This window comes from Burkholderia sp. AU4i (genome assembly GCF_000466765.1).
GTDB lineage: Bacteria > Pseudomonadota > Gammaproteobacteria > Burkholderiales > Burkholderiaceae > Burkholderia > Burkholderia cepacia.
The window spans coordinates 1-18,938 of record NZ_ASSI01000014.1; the positions used below are offsets into that span (position 1 = coordinate 1).

Below are 18,938 nucleotides of genomic sequence, written 5' to 3' on the forward strand. Positions count from 1 at the left end.
TCGACCTGCACGAAGGCGGCTACCTGTTCCTCGCGACGCCGGCAGGCGACGCGACGCTGCGCGAGAACCATGCGCTGCAGACGAGCCTCGGCGCGGATATCCGGCTGATGGACCGCGATGCGCTGCGCGCGAAGTTTCCGTGGCTGAACGTCGACGATCTCGTATCGGGCTCATATGGCGTGAGCGGCGAAGGCTGGTTCGACGGCTACGGGCTCGTGCAGGCATTGCGCAAGAAGGCGCAGGCGCTGGGCGCGCGCTACGTGCCGTCCGACGTGACGGCGGTGGTGCGCGACGGCCGCAAGGTGACGCATGCGGTCACGGCCGACGGCGAACGCCATGCGTGCGACACGCTCGTCAACGCGGCCGGTGCGTGGGCCCGCACGCTGTCGTCGATGATGGGCATCGACATCCCCGTCCATGCGCGGCGGCGCAGCATCTTCAACGTGTCGTCGCCCGCCAGGCTCACGGATTGCCCGCTGCTGATCGACCCGACCGGCGTGTATTTCCGGCCGGAAGGGCGCACGTACATCTGCGGGACGTCGCCGAGCCCGGATCGCGATCCGGACGACCTGCCGCTCGACGAAGTCGACCACGACCTGTTCGACGAGGTGATCTGGCCGACGCTCGCGAACCGCGTGCCGGAGTTCGAGGCGCTGCGCGTGGAGAACTGCTGGTCCGGGTACTACGAGTACAACGTGTTCGACCACAACGCGATCATCGGGTATCACCCGGACCTCGACAACGTCGTGTTCGCGAACGGCTACAGCGGTCACGGGCTGCAGCAAGGGCCGGCGACGGGGCGCGGGGTCAGCGAACTCATTCTGGGCGGGCGTTACGACACGCTCGACCTGTCGTCGCTCGGCTGGGCGCGCGTGCTGGAAAACCGGCCGATCGTCGAAAAGAACGTCGTGTAGCGCGGCGTACCCCGCCCCGTGTGGTGGGCGGGATTCTCCTTGTGTCTCGACTCATTGGCCCGACCGTGTCGGGCCTTTTTTTGTTGCGCGTGTCAGCCGGCGCCGTAGATCGCGTCGCGCAGATCGATCGTGTACTGGCCGTTCATCCCTTCGTAAAGCGTGTTCGACAGCGACACGACGGTGAGCCCCCGGGCGCGGTCGACGAACCACGAATGCCCGTACACGCCGCCCCAGCGCCACGTGCCCACCGACTCCGGCGATGCTGCCGCGAGCGGGTCGCGCAATACCGAGAACCCGATTCCGAACCCCGCGCCGGGAAGATCGGGCAATTCGAGGTTGCCGGTGTGGATGCGGCCCATCTCGTCGACCAGGTCGGCCGGCAATAGCGAGCCGCCACCGGCACGCAGCGTGTCCAGCAGGTTCAGCACGTCGCCGGCGGTGCCGACCATCCCGGCGCCGCCCGACGGGAAGGCATCCGCGTCGAGCGCGCGCGACGGCGAATACGTCACGCCGACGGTTCCGTCGAAGATCGGCACGGTCTCGTTTTCGGCGAGCCGGTGCGGTTGCGGCGTGTCGTTGACGTAGGGCGTCGCGAGCCGCGCGGGATCGCGTGCGACGAATCCCGTGTCGCGGGCGCCGAGCGGGCGGAGCACGAGCGTGTCGATGGCGTCGGCGAGCGGCAGCCCGCTGACGGCCTCGATCAGCGCGCCGACCACGTCGATGGAAAGCGAATAGTTCCAGCCGGTTCCCGGCGCGAACTGCAGCGGCACGCTCGCGATCCTGCGCAGGTTTTCGGCGAGCGTGATCGATGCGGCATCGAGCCCGTCGGAGGCACCCGCGCGTGCATAGGGGCCGGTCGCGTCGGCTTCCGTGAAGCGATAGCCGAGGCCGGCCGTATGCGTGAGCAGGTGGCGCACCGTGATCACCGGCACGCTGCCGTCGCGCAGCGCCGGGCGGAATTCGGGCAGCCAGCGCGTGACGTCGTCGTCGAGCGACAGCTTGTGTTGCGCGACGAGCGCCATGGCGGCCGCCGAGACGATCGGCTTCGTCACCGATGCGAGCCTGAACAGCGTGTCCTCGCGCATCGGCGTGCGCGCTTCGCGATCGGCGAACCCGGCCGCGCGGCGATAGACGAGTTCGCCGTCGCGTGCGATCAGGACGACCACACCGACGAGGCGATGTGTTTCGAGTTGACGGGACAGTACCGCATCGACGCGCTCGGCGAGTGCGGAATCGGCCGACGGCTGCCGGGATGATGCGCGGTTGGGGATCATCGAAGACTCTGTCGTGAAAGGTGAGCCGACATGGTAGGCGGCATGCGCCGGAAGAGGCGTTTATCCATACGTCGAACAGGGCTTCGTGCGCCGCACCGGCCGGCGCGGGCGGCCACGGGGCAGGAGATTGAACCGGGCGCCACGGCAGCCGCGTTGCGGTGCGTCATGCCGGGCCTGCGCCGGGCAGCCGCCAAAATATGCCCCAAGCGGCGGGCGGCGTTCGTTAGAATCTGCTGTCGTCGAGGAAACAGCGCAATTGCATTGGGGCAGGGCGGTATCGCGTCGCGGACACTGCTTGCCCGGAATTCATCGTTCATTTTTCACCGGAGGCGAGCATGCCAGGTTTACTTCCCGATGTTGACCGCGAGGGGCTCCTCGAATATTCGGTGGTGTACACCGATCGCTCGGTCAACCATATGTCGCAACGCTTTCAGGGCGTCATGCGCGACATCTCCGGCACCCTGAAAAAAGTCTACAACGCGAAGTCGGTCGTGATCGTCCCGGGCAGCGGGACGTTCGGCATGGAAGCCGTCGCGCGGCAGTTTGCAACGAACAAGAAGTGCCTGGTCATCCGCAACGGCTGGTTCAGCTTCCGCTGGTCGCAGATTTTCGACATGGGCAGCATTCCGTCCGAAACGACGGTGCTGAAGGCGCGCCCGGTCGAAGCGGGGCGGCAGGCCGCGTATGCGCCGGCCCCGCTCGACGAAGTGGTCGCTGCGATCAAGGAACACAAGCCGGATCTGGTCTTTGCGCCGCACGTCGAGACCGCGTCCGGGATGATGCTGCCCGATGCGTATCTGCGCGCGGTGGCCGACGCCGTGCATGCGGTCGGCGGCATGTTCGTGCTGGATTGCATCGCGTCCGGCACGGTGTGGGTCGACATGCAGGCGAGCGGCGTCGACATCCTGATCAGCGCGCCGCAGAAGGGCTGGAGCGCGTCGCCGTGCTGCGCGATGGTCATGCTGAGCCCGCTCGCCCGCGAGCGCATCGACGGCACGACCAGCACCAGCTTCGCGTGCGATCTCCGCAAGTGGCTGCAGATCATGGAAGCCTACGAGGGCGGCGGGTTCGCATACCACGCGACGATGCCCACGGACAGCCTCACGACGCTGCGCGACGTGATGAAGGAAACCGAGGCATACGGGTTCGACAAGGTGAAGGCGGAGCAGCTCGAGCTCGGCAAGCGCATTCGCGCGCTGCTGGCCGACAAGGGTTTCCGGAGCGTCGCGGCTGAAGGCTTCGAGGCGCCGGGTGTCGTGGTCAGCTACACGGACGACGACGCGATTCGATCGGGGAAGAAGTTCGCCGACGTGGGCTTGCAGATCGCGGCCGGCGTGCCGCTGCAATGCGACGAGCCGGAGGATTTCAAGACCTTCCGTCTGGGGTTGTTCGGTTTGGACAAGCTGCATGATGTCGACGGTGCGGTTGCGCGGTTTGCCGACGCGCTGGAGCGGATTCTCTAAGCCGCTTTGCGGACCTGGGCGAGGCTGTGGGCGGTGGGGCGTTGTACCCGCGGCCTGCCGCCTCGCCCGATTCGTTTTCATGGTCTCGTTCGATGTGTGCGCCCGGGCTCCGGGTTCGACGGACTCATCCGCGGCGGGGCCGATCCATCCGCCTGTACGGCTTATCTGAAAGGCTCGCATGGCATACATCATTCGACACGAAGTTCCGCCGGTATCCACCTACATCGCCATTCGTCTCGCCGCAGGGTTGAGCAGGAAGTCGGAACAGGCCGCGACGATCGGGTTGAAGAACGGGCTCTTCAGCGTCGTGGCTTACTGCGACGGTGTGCCGGTCGGAATCGGCAGGGTCATCGGCGACGGCGGCTGTTTCTTCGAGATCGTGGACATCGCGGTGTTGCCCGCTCACCAGAAGAAAGGCGTAGGTGACCTGATCATGCGGGCGCTGATGGGTTACGTTCACGAGAATGCACCGCCGACCGCGTATGTCAGCCTGATGGCCGATCACGGTACACCGAAGTTCTACGAACGCTATGGTTTTCAGCCGTCATCGCTGCCGGAGAAGGCGGGGATGTTCCTGCGGATTGCGTAGCGTGCGGGAGGCCGATCGTCGCAGGTGATCGCTGGCCGTCGACAATGCCGGAGACAGTAGATGTGCGTGCTCACCGTCGCTCATCGTGGCGACGGTCCGGTCTTCCTCGAGTTTGTCGACACGCTTTTTCACTGAGCGCGCGTGCTTTTCGTTGTCGTGTTCACGGCCCCAGGCGGCGACGCGTTTGCTGCCGATGGCGAGCCGGTCAATTTCCTTTTATTCGGCGGCACGGCGCACCTGCGCCGCCGCGTCGGCATCGACGATCCGAATAGGCCACAGGTCGGCTGGCGCCGTGCGTTCGGCAATACCCGGCGATACGCAGCAATGCGCACCCGGGCTCGACTTTGTCGTTCGCGAGCGACGGGCCGCTGCTCCGCACGGTCATCGTAGCTTTCGTTGCGCTAACAACGACCTCGGCGGAACAAGTCGGCACGACGTCGGCAGCCGAACCATTCAGCGAATGCACTCAACGAAATCCGGAAGCTCGATTGCGTTGCTGACGTGCTATATCGAAACTGCTCGGGGTTGATCGCCAGTTGAAGCCAATTTTGCCCCGGCAATGCACGCTAATCCCACTCCATCCGTTGCAATCAATTCGCAAGGATTGGCAATATCGGACTCGCCGGCCAATCGCTGATTAATATGTGTGGCGACTTAGTGGAAGACGAAAAATATATTGGACGTCACGAAATGGATGTTGCATTGTTCACGCATTCGATGCGATCGCAGAAAATGAGCTGAGCGGTGTAGCGCCGCACAAGCAGAGAACGTCATATGCGATTGCGGTCGTGGCTCCTGTTCCCGGAGTCGCGGCCTGGACGATCCGCGGCGTGCGCGATGCCTGTGCGCGCGCGTATGCAGGATCGGCGCAACAGACAAAGAAAAGCGGCGAAAAGGACCTGAGAAGATGAAGGAGACGCGACGGACGCGGGCGGCATTCCGGATCGGGCGCAAACCCGACCCGGCTTCGCCGCTACGCCCAGATCGAGATCTGTTCGACCGACAACGCGGTCGCGACGGCAGGGCGGCGGAGCATGCGCTCCGTATGCGCGGCCCAATGTTCGAACCCGCGCATGTCGAGCTTCAGTATGTTCCCCCATTTGAAAAATATCAGCAGCATCGGATCGACGATCGAGTAGTGCTCGCCGAGCGCCCAGTCGCGCGCCGCGAGCCGTTCGTCGATCTGCGCATACGCAGCGAGGATGCCCGTGCGGCCTTTCGCGCGAATGCCGTCGTGCGCAGCCGGGTCCTCGCTGAAACGCGACGGATGGAAGTTGAGCGCGACCGTTCCGGGCAACACTGACGCCAGCCAGTTCATCCACTCGACGGCACGTGCGAGGCCCATCGGGGTATCGGGCACGAGCCGCGCCTGCGGAAAGCGCAGCGCGAGATAAAGCAGGATCGCCGACGACTCCGTCAGCACTTCGTCGCCGGTGTGCAGCACGGGCACCTTGCCTTTCGGGTTGAGCTGCCGGAATTCGGCGCTCTGCGTCGCACCGTCCTTGATCGAGACGAGTGCGAGTTCGAATGGTTCGCCCAGCTCGCGCAGGATGACGTGCGGTGCAAACGAAAGATGGCCGGGGCAGTAGAACAGCGTATGAGTTGTCATATTGATTAAGTCTCCTATTTATCTCTGGTGGAGATGCTGACCGGGTTTGTCGTGTCGACGCGTCGCATGGTGCATGACGCCCGATCGAAAGTCAAAAGCGAAGGACGATGTGAAGGATCTTGCGGTTCGGTAAGACGAAGCCGGTCAGTGCGATGCGCGCGGGCCGGGATGAACGTGCGTTTCTGGAGCGTGATCGTGATGCGGATGATGAGCCTCGACGAATTGATCGACAGCGTGAAGACGTTTCTGGCCGGGATCGACCCGGGCGCGCCGGCGCGCGTGACCGCGCAGACGAACCTGCTCGACGCCAACCTGCTCGACTCGCTGTCGCTCGTGCACTTCGTGCTGTTCATCGAGCAGACGCTCAGGATCGACATCCCGATCGGCGACTTCGTGCTCGACTCGATCGCGTCGGTCGCGGCGATCTACGACCACTACGTGCTCGGCACGCCGCATGCCGCGAGCGCGTCGCGATGACGCCGGACGACCTGCTTCGTGACGAGTCGTTCACGTATTTCGCATACGGCTCGTGCATGAACCTCGCGAGCCTGTCGACGTCGCTCGGCTGCGACGCGGCGACGTACTTCGCGGGCGCGGCGCGGCTCGACGGCCATCGCCTCGCGTTCAATTACGCGTCGCTCAACGAGCCGGTCTGCTGCGCGAACATCGAGCCGGCTGCCGGTGCGATCGTCGAGGGCGCGCTGTATCGGTTGCCGATGCGCATGCTCGACGCGCTCGAGCGTCGCGAAGGCGTGCATCTCGGCCGCTACGTGCGCTACGCGGTCGAAGTGCTGGCGGCCGGCGGGCGGCGCGTACATGCGCTGACGTATCGCGGTGCGGTCACGCTCGATTGCGACGCCGCGCCGAGCGCGCGCTACCGCGACCTGCTGGTTCGCGGGCTCGCCGACGCGGGCGTGTCGGCGGCGTATCGCGAGCGCACGGTCGCCTACATGGCGGGGCTGCGCGATCGGCCGCCGCGTGCGGCATGACGGAATCAAGGCATCGTGCGCTCCACAAGAGCGCCCGATCCAGCGGTGCGTTCGCGACTTCGAACGTCGACGAGCGTTTTAAAGGCGCCCTAAGCGGGCATGTGAGCAAAAGGTTGAACATGAACCAGGCTTTCGACCATCCGCGCGTCATGCGCATCTTGCGCGTTGCCTGCGACGCAGCGCCCGGGCACAACGACGTACAACGAGCCCCCGGATCCGCAGCAACGCCACGAACGAACCTCGCGAGGCCGATGCGCACCTGATCCGCGCCCGCGAGCCGGATCGACACCCGCCCGGCGTGCCGCACACAGGTGTGCGGCACGCGGCACCCCGCATGCGAGAACGCGCCGACCGGAGGAGGACGGCTCGCCGCCTCGTGCGCTGGAGCGCGGGTGCCGCCGTCGGGCGACGCGTGCAAGACGCCGTGCGCAACGAATGACAATCGATCGCAAACAAGGAAAAAAATCATGGAGACGCTCGTATCGACCGTATTGCCCGCAGCGGGGGTGTCGGAAGACGCCGCCTATCGCAAGGTCGCGTGGCGGCTGATGCCGTTGCTGCTGTTCTGTTACCTGGTGTCGTATCTCGACCGCGTGAACGTGGGCTTCGCGAAGCTGCAGATGGCCGGCGATCTCGGGCTGTCCGACGCGGCCTACGGGCTCGGCGCCGGCATCTTCTTCTTCGGTTATTTCATCTTCGAGGTGCCGAGCAACCTGATCCTCCACCGCATCGGCGCACGCGTCTGGATCGCGCGAATCATGGTGACGTGGGGCGCGGTGTCCGCGCTGACGATGTTCGTCACGACGCCGACGGCGTTCTACGCGATGCGGTTCGTGCTCGGCGCCGCCGAGGCCGGCTTCTTTCCGGGCGTGATCCTGTACCTGACGTACTGGTATCCGGCCCATCGGCGCGGGCGGATCACGACGGTGTTCATGACGGCCGTTGCGCTGTCGGGCGTCGTCGGCGGCCCGATTTCCGGCTACATCCTGAAGGCGTTCGACGGCATCAACGGGTGGCACGGCTGGCAGTGGCTGTATCTGCTCGAAGGGCTGCCGTCGATCGTCGCGGGTTTGCTCGTCTACGCGCTGCTCGACGACCGGATCGCGCAGGCGAAGTGGCTGAGCGACGAGGAGCGCGCGCTGCTCGAACGCAACGTGAATGCCGAGGACGCGGTCAAGTCCCACCTGTCGCTCGGGGCGGTGCTCGCGAATCCGCGCGTGTGGCTGATGTGCGCGATCTACTTCTCGTTCGTGATCGGCCTGTACGGCGTCGGCTTCTGGCTGCCGACACTCATCCATGCGACGGGCGTGGCCGATCCGCTGACGATCGGGCTGCTGTCGACGGTGCCGTATGCGCTTGCGGTGGTCGCGATGATCGCGATCGCACGCAGTTCGGATCGCCTTCGCGAGCGCCGCTGGCACCTCGCGGTGCCCGGTGCGATGGGCACGGTGGGGCTCGTGCTCGCGGTCGGCTGGGCGCATCAGACGGGGCTTGCGATCGCGGCGCTGACGCTCGCGACGATGGGCATCCTCACCGCGATCCCGCTGTTCTGGAGCCTGCCGACCGCGTTCCTCGGCGGCACCGCGGCCGCCGCCGGGATCGCGATGATCAATTCGGTCGGCAATCTCGCAGGCTTCCTCGGCCCTTACCTGATGGGGCTGCTCAAGCAACTGACCGCATCGAACGACGCGGGCCTTTACATGATGGCCGGCTGCATGGCGCTGGGCGGACTGCTCGCGCTGTTGCTGCCGAAGGCGCTGGTGAACCGGTAGCGATGCGCGGCTTTTCCCCCATGCACGGAGACAGGACATGATCCACAACGAACCCGCACTGTTCCCCGACCAGTCGATCGGCGCCTCGCCGCAGCGCTTTCGGGACGCGATGTGCCGCGTGGCGTCGGCCGTTCACGTACTCACGAGCGACGGACCTGCCGGGCGCTGCGGCATGACGGCGACCGCCGTGCTGTCGGTGTCCGATGCGCCGCCGACGGTGCTCGTGTCCGTCAATCGCGGCAGCGTATCGGCGCAGCGGCTGATCGCGAACGAGGTGTTCTGCGTGAACACGCTCGGCGCCGCCGACCGGTTTCTCGCCGACGTGTTCGCGGGCCGGACCGCGCATGCGCGTGATGCGCGCTTTACGGTGGGCGAATGGGGCGAGCTCGCGACGCGCGCGCCGGTGCTGGCGAGCGCGCGCATCGCGCTCGACTGCCGGCTCGTCGCGTCGATGAGCGCGGCGACGCACGAGCTGCTGGTCGGCGAAGTCGTGGCGCTGCACTGTGCGGCGCCCGACGACGACACGCTCGTCTATCTGCAGCGGGAGTTCCGCGTCGTGTGACGACGCGTGCCGACAGGATGACCGACATGAAACGCGAAATCGTACTAGCCACCAACCGCTGCCGCGGCGAGATCCTCGCCGGCGGTTTTCGCACCGACGTCGCGCGCATCGCGCAGTGCGCACGTGCGCATCTCGGCGACTATGCCGACAACCCGCATGTGCGAGCGCTGCTCGTGGCGCTCGAGAACCGCTGCCTCGCATCGGGCCGCCTGCTCGATCTCACGTACTCGGTGGACCCGAGCTTCATCCTCGGGTTCTTCGACGTGCCCTACAACGCCGACGCGTTCCTCGAGGCAGCCGCGATCGCGCCCGTGCCGATTCCGCCGAGCGTGCTCGCGATCGCGCCGGACGGCAACGCGTTGCCGGTGCAGATCCGCATGTGCACGGACGGCTTTCTCAATCCGCTCGCGGTCGCGGTATTCGGCGAGAACTTCATCGACGCCGACCTGCGCGCGTATCACAAGGCGTACTACTTCATCGACAAGTTCGTCGAGCGCTTCAAGCGCCATACGCGCCCGGCAATCGAAGCGAACTGGTCGCCCACCGCGTTCCCGGATCTGCTCTCGGCGGACGACGAGCTGCTGACGCAGGCGAGCGCGATCTGGGTCCATCTGCACGAGTACCACCATCGCACGGGCTTCCTGCCGATCCCGGAGTACCTCGATGCGAAGAGCACGCGCAACGGTGCGGGCGCGGAGGAGTTGCGGGTCGACATCCTGTCGATCCTCGCGCTGTTCCGGCTGCGCTCGGACGACCGCGTGCTGCGCGCCTCGATCCAGTACATCCTGGCCGAGCGCCTGATCCGCTACCCGCTGCAGGCGCCGCCGCTCGACAACTACGACGCGCGCTCGTCGGTCGCGCTGTTTCATTACCTGTCCCGTCACGGCGTGATCGCGCAGCGTGGCGGCTCACTCTATTTCGAAGGGGGCTACGAACGCCTGACCCAGGCGCTCAGGTCCATCGTGATCAAGCTGACGGCGCTCGAATACAAGCTCAGCGTGTCGTCCGATCTCGACCGGAGAAAGATCCTGTCGTTCGTGCTGCCGACGCTCGCGAAGAACGACAACAACTGGGGCGCGGCCGGCAGGCCGCATTGACGGAAGTTCGCCGCCCGCCCCATTTCGCAACGAATCAACCGAGGATCACGATGCCCACCTATCGTTCACGCACTTCCACGCACGGCCGCAACATGGCGGGCGCGCGCAGCCTGTGGCGCGCCACCGGGATGACCGACGCCGATTTCGACAAGCCGATCATCGCGGTCGTCAATTCGTTCACGCAGTTCGTGCCCGGTCACGTGCACCTGAAGGATCTCGGCCAGCTGGTCGCGCGCGAGATCGAAGCGGCCGGCGCGGTCGCGAAGGAGTTCAACACGATCGCGATCGACGACGGCATCGCGATGGGCCACGACGGCATGCTGTACAGCCTGCCGTCGCGCGAGCTGATCGCCGACAGCGTCGAGTACATGGTCAACGCGCACTGCGCGGACGCGATGGTCTGCATCTCGAACTGCGACAAGATCACGCCGGGGATGCTGATGGCCGCGATGCGCCTGAACATCCCGGTGGTCTTCGTGTCGGGCGGCCCGATGGAATCCGGCAAGCTGACGTTCCGCGGCAAGCGCCGCGCGTTCGACCTGATCGACGCAATGGTGGTGGCGGCCGACTCCCAGGTGACGGACGACGAGGTGCGCGCGGTCGAGAACGTCGCGTGCCCGACCTGCGGCTCGTGTTCCGGGATGTTTACCGCGAACTCGATGAACTGCCTCGCCGAGGCGCTCGGGCTCGCGCTGCCCGGCAACGGCTCGGTGCTGGCGACGCATGCCGAGCGCAAGCGCCTGTTCATCGAGGCCGGGCGCACGATCGTCGATCTCGCGCGCCGCTACTACGAGCAGGACGACGCGAGCGTACTGCCGCGCTCGATCGCGACGCGCGATGCGTTCGAGAACGCGATGACGCTCGACATCGCGATGGGCGGCTCGACCAATACGGTATTGCACCTGCTCGCCGCCGCGCACGAAGGCGAGGTGCACTTCACGATGGCCGACATCGACCGGCTGTCGCGCCGCGTGCCGGTGCTGTGCAAGGTCGCGCCGTCGGTGCAGGACGTCCACATGGAGGACGTGCACCGGGCCGGCGGCGTGATCGGGATCATGGGCGAACTCGATCGCGCGGGGCTGCTGAACACGACGCTGCCGACCGTCCATGCGCCGAGCGTCGCGCATGTGCTCGCGCGCTGGGACGTGATGCGCAACCGCGTCGATTCGGTGTCGCGCTTCTATCGCGCGGCGCCCGGCGGCGTGCGCACGCACGTCGCGTTCAGCCAGGACAACCGCTACGACGAACTCGATCTCGACCGCGCGAACGGCTGCATCCGCGATGCCGAACACGCGTTCTCGCGCGACGGCGGGCTCGCGGTGCTGTTCGGCAACATCGCGCGCGACGGCTGCATCGTGAAGACCGCGGGCGTCGACGGCGGGATGCTGAAATTCACCGGCACCGCGCGCGTGTTCGAAGGGCAGGAGGAGGCGGTCGAAGGCATCCTCGGCGGTGCGGTCGGCCCGGGCGACATCGTGATCGTCCGCTACGAGGGGCCGCGGGGCGGCCCGGGCATGCAGGAGATGCTCTATCCGACCAGCTACCTGAAATCGAAGGGGCTCGCGAAGCAGTGCGCGCTGATCACCGACGGTCGTTTCTCCGGCGGCTCGTCGGGGCTGTCGATCGGGCACGTATCGCCCGAGGCGGCGGAGGGCGGCGAGATCGGGCTGCTCGAGAACGGCGACGCGATCGAGATCGACATCCCGAACCGCTCGATCAACGTCCTCGTGTCCGACGACGAACTGCGGCGGCGCCGCGCGGCGATGGAGGAGCGCGGCGCGCGTGCGTGGCAGCCCGAGAAGCGGCAGCGCCGCGTGTCGGGCGCGCTGCGCGCATACGCGGCGATGACGACGAGCGCGGCGCGCGGCGCCGTGCGGATCGTGAAGGGCTGACCGTGCGGCCCGCCCCGAACCATCCGGCGGCCGATGCGCAGGTCGACACCGTGCTCGTCACGGGCGGCCGCGCGCCGGCCGCGCATCACGGCTTCGTCAACCCGCCGGTGTATCGCGGCTCGACGGTGCTCGCGCCGAGCGTGGCCGACCTGCTCGGCTACACGCAGCCGTACGTGTACGGCCGGCGCGGCACGCCGACCACGGCCGCGCTGCAGGACGCGGTGCGCGCGCTCGATCACGGCGCGGGTGTCGTGCTGTGCCCGTCGGGGCTTGCCGCGATCACGACCGCGCTGTCGTCGTGCCTGTCGGCCGGCGACCATCTGCTGATGACGGATGCGGTGTACAAGCCCGCGCGCCAGCTGTGCGACGGCGTGCTGCGGCGCGCGGGCATCGAGACGACCTACTTCGATCCGCTCGCGTCGGTTGACGCGCTCGCCGCGCTGATCCGGCCGAACACGCGCGCGCTGTATCTCGAAGCGCCCGCGTCGCAGAGCATGGAGCTGTGCGACGTGCCGGCGTTCGCCGCGCTCGCGCGTGACCGCGGGCTCGTGGTGCTGTTCGACAACACGTGGGCGACGCCGCTGTTCTTCGACGCGTTCGCGCACGGCGCCGATCTCGTGATCCAGGCCGGCACCAAGTACCTGGCCGGTCATGCGGACGTGATGATCGGCATGGTGTCGGCGTCCGCGCGCGCGCTGCCGGCGCTCGAACAGTATCAGCGCGACACGGGGCAGTGCGTCGGCTCGGACGACGCGTTTCTCACGCTGCGCGGCATCCGGACGCTCGGCGTGCGGCTTCGCCAGCACCAGGCGAACGCGCTGCGTGTCGCACGCTGGCTCGCCGCGCGTCCGGAAGTGCGGCGCGTGTGCCATCCGGCGCTCGAGGACGATCCCGGCCATGCGCTGTGGGTGCGCGACTTCGGCGGCGCGACGGGGCTGTTCTCCGTCGTGCTGCGCCCGGCGCCCGCGCAGGCCGTCGCCGCGCTGCTCGAGGGGCTCGCGTATTTCGGGCTCGGCTATTCATGGGGCGGCTATGAAAGCCTCGCGATGCCGTTCGACTGCAGTGCGTACCGCACCGCGTCGCACTGGGACCCGGGCGGCCCGTGCGTGCGCTTTCACATCGGGCTCGAAAACGCCGACGACCTGATCGGCGACCTCGAGACCGGCTTCGCCCGCTTCAACGCCGCGCGCTGACGCCGACACGAGCAGCACGCGCACGGCCCGCACGTTTCGCGCCGCATTCCAATGACGAGGAACCCCGTATGACGAAGCAACTCTGCCTGGGTGGATTCATGCGCCCCATCTGCCTGCACACGGCGTGGTGGCGGCACCCGAGCGCGCCGACGCTCGCGAACTTCAACTGGCCGGTGATCCGGTCGCTCGCGCAGAAGCTCGAGCACGCGTGCTTCGACGCGGTCTTCACGGCCGACCACCTCGCGGTGATGCCGATGCCGCCGAATGCGCTCAAGCGCAGCGGCACGATCACGTCGTACGACCCGCTCGTGATGCTGTCGGCGATCGCCGCATGCACCGACCGCATCGGCCTGATCGCGACCGGCACGACGAGCTACGAGGATCCGTACCTGCTTGCGCGCCGCTTCGCGTCGCTCGACCACCTGAGCGGCGGCCGCGCGGGCTGGAACATCGTCACGACGGTGAACCCGGAGGCCGCGCTCAACTTCGGTCTCGAGACCGCGCTGCGCCACGCCGAACGCTACGAGCGCGCCGAGGAGTTCTTCGACGTCGTGACGGGGCTGTGGGACGGCTGGTCCGATCACGCGCTCGTGATGGACAAGGAGGCGGGGGTGTTCTCCGATCTCGACAAGATCCGGCCGCTCAACCACAAGGGCAAGTTCTTCTCGGTCAAGGGGCCGCTGAACATCGCGCGGCCCGTGCAGGGCTGGCCGGTGATCGCGCTCGCCGGTGCGTCGGAGGAAGCGCGCGACATGGCCGCGCGTTCGGCCGACCTGGTGTTCGGCAACGCGCGCAGCATCGAGACGGGCCGTGCGTTCTACCGCGACGTGAAGTCGCGCGCGGTCGCGGCCGGGCGCAACCCCGATCACGTGAAGATCCTGCCCGCCAACCAGGTGTATGTCGGCCGCACGCGCGCGGAGGCGCTCGCGAAGAAGCGCTACATGGACGATCTCGTCCACGTGGACAGCAACATCCCGAACCTGTCGATCCGGCTCGGCGTCGACTGCTCGAAGTTCGATCCCGACAAGCCGTTGCCCGAGCTGCCGCACACGGAACAGGGGCAGGGCAACCAGCGCGAATGGGCGGCGCTCGCGCGCCGCGAGGGATTGACGGTGCGCGAGCTGGCGAAGCGGGCGGCCGAATCCGGCACCGGCGAGATGGTCGGCACCGCGTCCGAGATCGCCGACCAGATGGAGGAGTGGCTGATGACGGAGGCGTGCGACGGCTTCATCGTCGTGTTCTATACGGTGCCTGACGGCTACGACGACTTCGTGACGATGGTGGTGCCGGAGCTGCAGCGGCGCGGGCTGTTTCGCACCCGCTACGAAGGCACGACGCTGCGCGAACACATCGGCCTGCCGCGGCCGAAGAGCCCGCTCGACTGAGCGGCGCGTCGCCAGATTTCGTTCCGGGAGACCGCAATGACCCACGATTCACCCCGATCCACATGGATGACGACGCCGTACCGCCGCCGGCTCGGCGTGCTGAGCGACGCCGCACACCTGCCACTGCTGGGCGACGGGTTATGCGGCGTCGAGCGCGAGACGCTGCGCGTCGATGCCGCCGGCCGGCTCGCGCTGACGCAACACCCGCACGCGCTCGGCGCGGCGCTCACGCACCCGTCGATCACGACCGACTACGCGGAGCCGCTGCTCGAGTTCGTCACGCCGCCGCAGCACGACGCGGCCGACGTGATCGAGCGGCTCGACGAGCTGCACCGCTTCGCGTGCCGCGCGATCGGCGACGAGCTGCTGTGGAGTCAGTCGATGCCGTGCCCGCTCGACGACGACCGGCGCATTCCGATCGCGTGGTACGGCACGTCGAACATCGGCATCCTGAAGCACGTGTACCGGCGCGGGCTGGCGTTCCGCTACGGCAAGGCGATGCAGTGCATCGCCGGGATCCACTACAACTATTCGCTCGCCGATGCCGTGTGGCCTCTGCTGCGCGATGTGCGCGACGGATGCGAGCCTGCCGGCCGCGACGCGCGCGACATGCGCTCGGCAGGCTATCTCGCCCTGATCCGCAATTTCCATCGCTACGGCTGGCTGCTGCTGTATCTGTTTGGCGCGTCGCCGGCGCTGTGCGCGGGTTTCGTCGCCGGCGACCGGCACGGGCTCGACGCATTCGATGCGCAGACGCTGTACCTGCCGCACGCGACGAGCTTGCGGATGAGCGACCTCGGCTACCAGAACCGGGTGCAGGGTGCGTTCGCGCCGTGCCTCGACAACCTGCCTGCGTACCTGGACGGCCTCGCGCGAGCCGTCGCGCAGCCGTGCCCCGAGTACCAGGCAATCGGCGCGAAGCGCGACGGAGAATGGCTGCAGCTCAGCACGCACTTGCTGCAGATGGAGAACGAGTTCTATTCGTCGATCCGCCCGAAGCGCACGGTGCGCAGCGGCGAGCGGCCGCTCGACGCGCTGCGCAGCCGCGGCGTCGAATACGTCGAGGTGCGTTGTCTCGACATCGATCCGTTCGCGCCGCACGGCGTCGCCGAGACGACGCTGCGCTTTGTCGACGCGTTCCTGCTGTTCTGCGCGCTCGACGACAGCCCGTGCCTCGCCGGTGCCGAGCAGGACGCGTGCCGGCGCAACTTCGCGGCGGTCGCGCGGGAAGGTCGGCGCCCGGGGCTCGAGTTGCAGCGTGGCGGCGAGCGGGTCGCGCTGCGCGTGTGGGCGCACGAACTGCTCGCGCGAATCAACGAGGCGGCCGGCGTGCTGGATCTGCAGCGCGGCGACACACGCACGACCGCCGCGCTCGACGCGCAATACGCGAAGCTCGACGATCCGCGGGCGACGCCGTCGGCGCGCGTACTCGATGCACTGCACACGCTGCGCGACGATCCGGGCGGCGCGTGCTTCGCGTTCGGGATGCGGCAGACGCTCGCGCATACCGGGGCGTTCCGCGCGCGTCCGCTGCCGGCCGACGTGCAGGCGCGTTTCGACGCGATCGCGGCCGAATCGCTGAGCCGGCAGGCCGACCTGGAGCGCACGCAGATCGGCAACTTCGACGCGTTTCTCGCCGCGTATCACGCGGGAACGCTGAACCAGGAGTGCGGCGAGCCGACACATGGTGCGCACTGATACGGCGTCGCCGTATCGAATCCATCTCACGGAGGACAGATGAGCAGTATCGCGGAAATGAAGACCGATCGCGGGTTCTCGGCGCGGGCGGCCGGCGCGGGCGCGCTGGCGTCGTTCGTCGGCTTTGCATCGACGTTCACGCTGATCGTGAATGCGCTCATGAACGTCGGCGCAACGCGCGCGCAGGCCGCGTCCGGCCTGATGGCCGTCTCGATCGTGATGGGGCTGGCCGGCATCGTGCTCAGCTACCGGACCCGGATGCCCGTCAGCGCTGCGTGGTCGACGCCCGGCGCCGCGCTGCTGCTCGGCCTGGGCGCCGTGAAGGGCGGCTATCCGGCCGCGGTCGGCGCGCTCGTGCTGACCGGCGTGCTGCTCACGCTGGCCGGGCTGTGGAAGCCGCTCGGCCGCGCGATCTCGAGGATTCCGCTGCCGATCGCCAACGCGATGCTCGCGGGGATCATCCTGAACCTCTGCGTCGCCCCGGTGCACGCACTCGAGCAGTATCCGCTGTACGTCGCGCCGGTCCTGCTCGTGTGGGTCGTGATGATGCGGGTCCGCAAGATTCTCGCGGTGCCTTGCGCCGCGGTCGCGACGCTGATCGTGATCGCGTTCATCGCGAAGACGGGTGGCGTCGGCGTGACCGGGATGTTGCCGCACCTCGCGCTCGTCGGGCCCGTGTTCTCGGCATCGACGATGGTGAGCGTCGCGGTGCCGCTCTTCATCGTGACGATGGCGTCGCAGAACATCCCGGGCGTCGCGGTGCTCAACGTCAACGGCTACCGGCCCGAAGCGTCGCGGCTGTTCACGGCCACGGGGCTGTGCAGCCTGCTCGCGGCGCCTTTCGGCGCGCCGCCGATCGGGCTGGCCGCGATCACCGCCGCACTGTGCGCCGGCGAGGAGGCCGGCCCCGACGAATCGCGGCGCTACTGGGCCGGCATCGTCTGCGGTGCCGCGTACATCGTGTACGGGTTCGCGGCGAGCGCCGCGACGCTGTTCATCGCGGTCGCGCCGCCGATCATCATCGAAGCGGTTGCCGGCCTCGCGCTGATGAACGCCCTCGGCGGCGCGCTGCTCAACGCATTCACCGACAAGGACGCGCGCGAGGCCGCGATCCTGACCTTCCTCGTGACGATGGCGGGCCATGCGTTTCTCGGCATCGGCGGCGCGTTCTGGGGCCTGCTGACCGGCATCGGGCTGACGTTCGTGCTGCGTCGCGAGAAGGGCCGGTGATGCCGCGCGACGACGCGGCCCCCGCAGTTCTGCCATTCCCTCAAAAAAACGGAGAAGAGATGCAGCACAACATCGTGAAAGTGACCGCGACGCCGGTGTTCGCGCGCGGCGACGCGGAGATCGCCGGCGTGCGGTTGTCCGGCAAGCTGTCGGGCGTCATCGTCGAAATCGAGACATCGCAGGGCGTGGTCGGCCACGGCTTCACGGCGATTACCGACGAAGCGGTCGTGGCCGCGGCGATCGATCACGTCGCCGCACCCAACCTGGTCGGGATGAACGTCGTCGAGCGCGAGCGGATTCTCGACAGGCTGTACTGGCTGTTATGCCCGCGCGGGCAGACCGGCTATGCGGGGCACGTGATTTCCGCGATCGACATCGCGGTCTGGGACGCGATCGGCAAGATCGCCGGGCTGCCGGTGTGGAAAATGCTCGGCGGCGCGCGCCCGGTCGTGCCGCTGTATACGACGTTCGGCTTCGCGTCGCTCGAGCGCCCGGAGCTGATACATGCCGCGCGTGCGCTCGTCGGCGCCGGACATCGCCGCATCAAGATGATCGTCGGTTATCACGCGCTGGCGCGCCGCGACGAAGGGCGCTCGCTCGACCAGGTCGTCGCGGACGACGTCGCGCGCGTGCGCGCGGTGCGCGATGCGGTGGGCGCCGCCGCCGAGATTTACATCGACGCGAATTGCGGGCTCGACCACTATCACGCGCTGCGGCTTGCCGAGCGCGTGGCCGATTGCGACATCGGCTTCTTCGAGGAGCCGATCGCCGAGAACGACCCCGCGAAGCTCGCCGACCTGAGAAAGCGTGGCGGCATTCCGGTCGCCACCGGGCAAAGCGAGGGACAGTTGTTCCGGTTCAAGGATTTCCTCGTGAACGACGCCGTCGACATCCTGCAGCCAAACGTGTGCGTGTGCGGCGGCTTCTCCGTCGCGGCGCGCGCGGCCGCGCTCGCGCAGGCGTTCGGCGTACCGATCGACAATGGCGGCACGTTCCCGTTCCACAACATGCATCTGCACGGCGGGCTCGCGAACGGCGGCTCGGTCGAGTGGCACGTCGTCGCGGTCGAGATCTGCCGGAACCTGTTTACCGGCCTGCCGGCCGAGCAGAACGGGACGCTGGCACTGCCCGACACGCCGGGCCTCGGCTTCGGCATCAATCGCGATGGTGTCCGCGAATTCTCGTCGGGCCCGGGATCGCAGGGGCACGGCAAGGCGTGAGCGTCGGCCGGCGCGTCCGCGAGCGAGGACGCGCCGGCCGTGCGTCGACGG

16 protein-coding genes are annotated in these 18,938 nt (G+C 67.7%); 14 read left to right on the plus strand and 2 right to left on the minus strand.

Annotated features, from left to right (window positions below):
* Window positions 1-914: NAD(P)/FAD-dependent oxidoreductase (locus tag L810_RS01965; RefSeq protein WP_042972845.1), on the plus strand; the 914-nt coding region annotated here is incomplete at its 5' end.
* A gap of 92 nt (window positions 915-1,006) precedes the next feature.
* Here L810_RS01965 and L810_RS01970 read toward each other — a convergent pair.
* Window positions 1,007-2,188: a serine hydrolase domain-containing protein gene (locus L810_RS01970; protein WP_021156673.1), complete on the minus strand. Its 1,182-nt coding sequence runs from the start codon at window positions 2,186-2,188 to the stop codon at window positions 1,007-1,009.
* Window positions 2,189-2,523: 335 nt separating this feature from the next.
* On the opposite strand from L810_RS01970, the gene L810_RS01975 reads away from it, so the two are divergent.
* Together L810_RS01975 and L810_RS01980 are read left to right on the plus strand one after the other, a co-directional pair.
* Entirely contained in the window at window positions 2,524-3,651 is a 1,128-nt protein-coding gene (locus tag L810_RS01975; RefSeq protein ID WP_042972847.1) for an aminotransferase class V-fold PLP-dependent enzyme, read from the plus strand.
* A 178-nt stretch (window positions 3,652-3,829) separates the two neighbouring features.
* The gene (locus L810_RS01980; protein WP_021156675.1) at window positions 3,830-4,240 is read left to right on the plus strand and encodes a GNAT family N-acetyltransferase; all 411 of its coding nucleotides are present in this window, start codon (window positions 3,830-3,832) and stop codon (window positions 4,238-4,240) included.
* Window positions 4,241-5,213: 973 nt separating this feature from the next.
* On the opposite strand, the gene L810_RS01985 is transcribed toward L810_RS01980, so the two are convergent.
* Window positions 5,214-5,849 (minus strand): glutathione S-transferase family protein, encoded by a 636-nt coding sequence (locus L810_RS01985; RefSeq protein ID WP_021156677.1) that lies wholly within the window; start codon window positions 5,847-5,849, stop codon window positions 5,214-5,216.
* A gap of 168 nt (window positions 5,850-6,017) precedes the next feature.
* Between L810_RS01985 and L810_RS43850 the strand changes: the two genes are divergently transcribed.
* The 11 genes from L810_RS43850 to L810_RS02040 all read left to right on the plus strand — a co-directional run bounded on the left by L810_RS43850 (window position 6,018) and on the right by L810_RS02040 (window position 18,887).
* A complete protein-coding gene (locus L810_RS43850) occupies window positions 6,018-6,326 on the plus strand; it encodes an acyl carrier protein (protein WP_051392129.1) in 309 nt (102 codons plus the stop codon).
* The gene (locus tag L810_RS01995; protein WP_021156679.1) at window positions 6,323-6,838 is read left to right on the plus strand and encodes a gamma-glutamylcyclotransferase family protein; all 516 of its coding nucleotides are present in this window, start codon (window positions 6,323-6,325) and stop codon (window positions 6,836-6,838) included. The genes L810_RS43850 and L810_RS01995 overlap by 4 nt, the downstream gene beginning before the upstream one ends.
* Window positions 6,839-7,305: 467 nt before the next feature.
* Window positions 7,306-8,610: an MFS transporter gene (locus L810_RS02000; RefSeq protein WP_021156681.1), complete on the plus strand. Its 1,305-nt coding sequence runs from the start codon at window positions 7,306-7,308 to the stop codon at window positions 8,608-8,610.
* Between the two features lie 37 nt (window positions 8,611-8,647).
* On the plus strand, window positions 8,648-9,172 hold the full coding sequence (locus tag L810_RS02005) for a flavin reductase (protein WP_021156682.1): 525 nt from the start codon (window positions 8,648-8,650) through the stop codon (window positions 9,170-9,172).
* 26 nt (window positions 9,173-9,198) lie between these two features.
* Window positions 9,199-10,269 (plus strand): DUF6421 family protein, encoded by a 1,071-nt coding sequence (locus L810_RS02010; RefSeq protein WP_224052039.1) that lies wholly within the window; start codon window positions 9,199-9,201, stop codon window positions 10,267-10,269.
* A 50-nt stretch (window positions 10,270-10,319) separates the two neighbouring features.
* On the plus strand, window positions 10,320-12,161 hold the full coding sequence (gene ilvD, locus L810_RS02015; protein ID WP_021156684.1) for a dihydroxy-acid dehydratase: 1,842 nt from the start codon (window positions 10,320-10,322) through the stop codon (window positions 12,159-12,161).
* A gap of 2 nt (window positions 12,162-12,163) precedes the next feature.
* Entirely contained in the window at window positions 12,164-13,354 is a 1,191-nt protein-coding gene (gene metC, locus L810_RS02020; RefSeq protein WP_021156685.1) for a cystathionine beta-lyase, read from the plus strand.
* 68 nt (window positions 13,355-13,422) lie between these two features.
* Window positions 13,423-14,739, plus strand: a complete 1,317-nt coding sequence (locus tag L810_RS02025) for an LLM class flavin-dependent oxidoreductase (RefSeq protein WP_021156686.1) — start codon at window positions 13,423-13,425, stop codon at window positions 14,737-14,739.
* Window positions 14,740-14,805: 66 nt separating this feature from the next.
* Window positions 14,806-16,437, plus strand: a complete 1,632-nt coding sequence (gshA, locus tag L810_RS02030) for a glutamate--cysteine ligase (protein WP_021156687.1) — start codon at window positions 14,806-14,808, stop codon at window positions 16,435-16,437.
* Window positions 16,438-16,476: 39 nt separating this feature from the next.
* Window positions 16,477-17,667, plus strand: a complete 1,191-nt coding sequence (locus L810_RS02035) for a benzoate/H(+) symporter BenE family transporter (RefSeq protein ID WP_021156688.1) — start codon at window positions 16,477-16,479, stop codon at window positions 17,665-17,667.
* A 59-nt stretch (window positions 17,668-17,726) separates the two neighbouring features.
* A complete protein-coding gene (locus L810_RS02040; protein WP_021156689.1) occupies window positions 17,727-18,887 on the plus strand; it encodes a mandelate racemase/muconate lactonizing enzyme family protein in 1,161 nt (386 codons plus the stop codon).
* Window positions 18,888-18,938: the final 51 nt, after the last annotated feature.

Coding starts and splice junctions, on each gene's coding strand:
- L810_RS01980 (WP_021156675.1), top strand. CDS start 3,830: ATGGCATACATCATTCGACACGAAGTTCCGCCGGTATCCACCTACATC.
- ilvD (WP_021156684.1), top strand. CDS start 10,320: ATGCCCACCTATCGTTCACGCACTTCCACGCACGGCCGCAACATGGCG.
- L810_RS02040 (WP_021156689.1), top strand. CDS start 17,727: ATGCAGCACAACATCGTGAAAGTGACCGCGACGCCGGTGTTCGCGCGC.
- L810_RS02035 (WP_021156688.1), top strand. CDS start 16,477: ATGAGCAGTATCGCGGAAATGAAGACCGATCGCGGGTTCTCGGCGCGG.
- L810_RS02010 (WP_224052039.1), top strand. CDS start 9,199: ATGAAACGCGAAATCGTACTAGCCACCAACCGCTGCCGCGGCGAGATC.
- L810_RS43850 (WP_051392129.1), top strand. CDS start 6,018: ATGAACGTGCGTTTCTGGAGCGTGATCGTGATGCGGATGATGAGCCTC.
- L810_RS01985 (WP_021156677.1), bottom strand. CDS start 5,849: ATGACAACTCATACGCTGTTCTACTGCCCCGGCCATCTTTCGTTTGCA.
- L810_RS01995 (WP_021156679.1), top strand. CDS start 6,323: ATGACGCCGGACGACCTGCTTCGTGACGAGTCGTTCACGTATTTCGCA.
- L810_RS02005 (WP_021156682.1), top strand. CDS start 8,648: ATGATCCACAACGAACCCGCACTGTTCCCCGACCAGTCGATCGGCGCC.
- L810_RS01975 (WP_042972847.1), top strand. CDS start 2,524: ATGCCAGGTTTACTTCCCGATGTTGACCGCGAGGGGCTCCTCGAATAT.
- L810_RS02000 (WP_021156681.1), top strand. CDS start 7,306: ATGGAGACGCTCGTATCGACCGTATTGCCCGCAGCGGGGGTGTCGGAA.
- gshA (WP_021156687.1), top strand. CDS start 14,806: ATGACGACGCCGTACCGCCGCCGGCTCGGCGTGCTGAGCGACGCCGCA.
- L810_RS02025 (WP_021156686.1), top strand. CDS start 13,423: ATGACGAAGCAACTCTGCCTGGGTGGATTCATGCGCCCCATCTGCCTG.
- L810_RS01970 (WP_021156673.1), bottom strand. CDS start 2,188: ATGATCCCCAACCGCGCATCATCCCGGCAGCCGTCGGCCGATTCCGCA.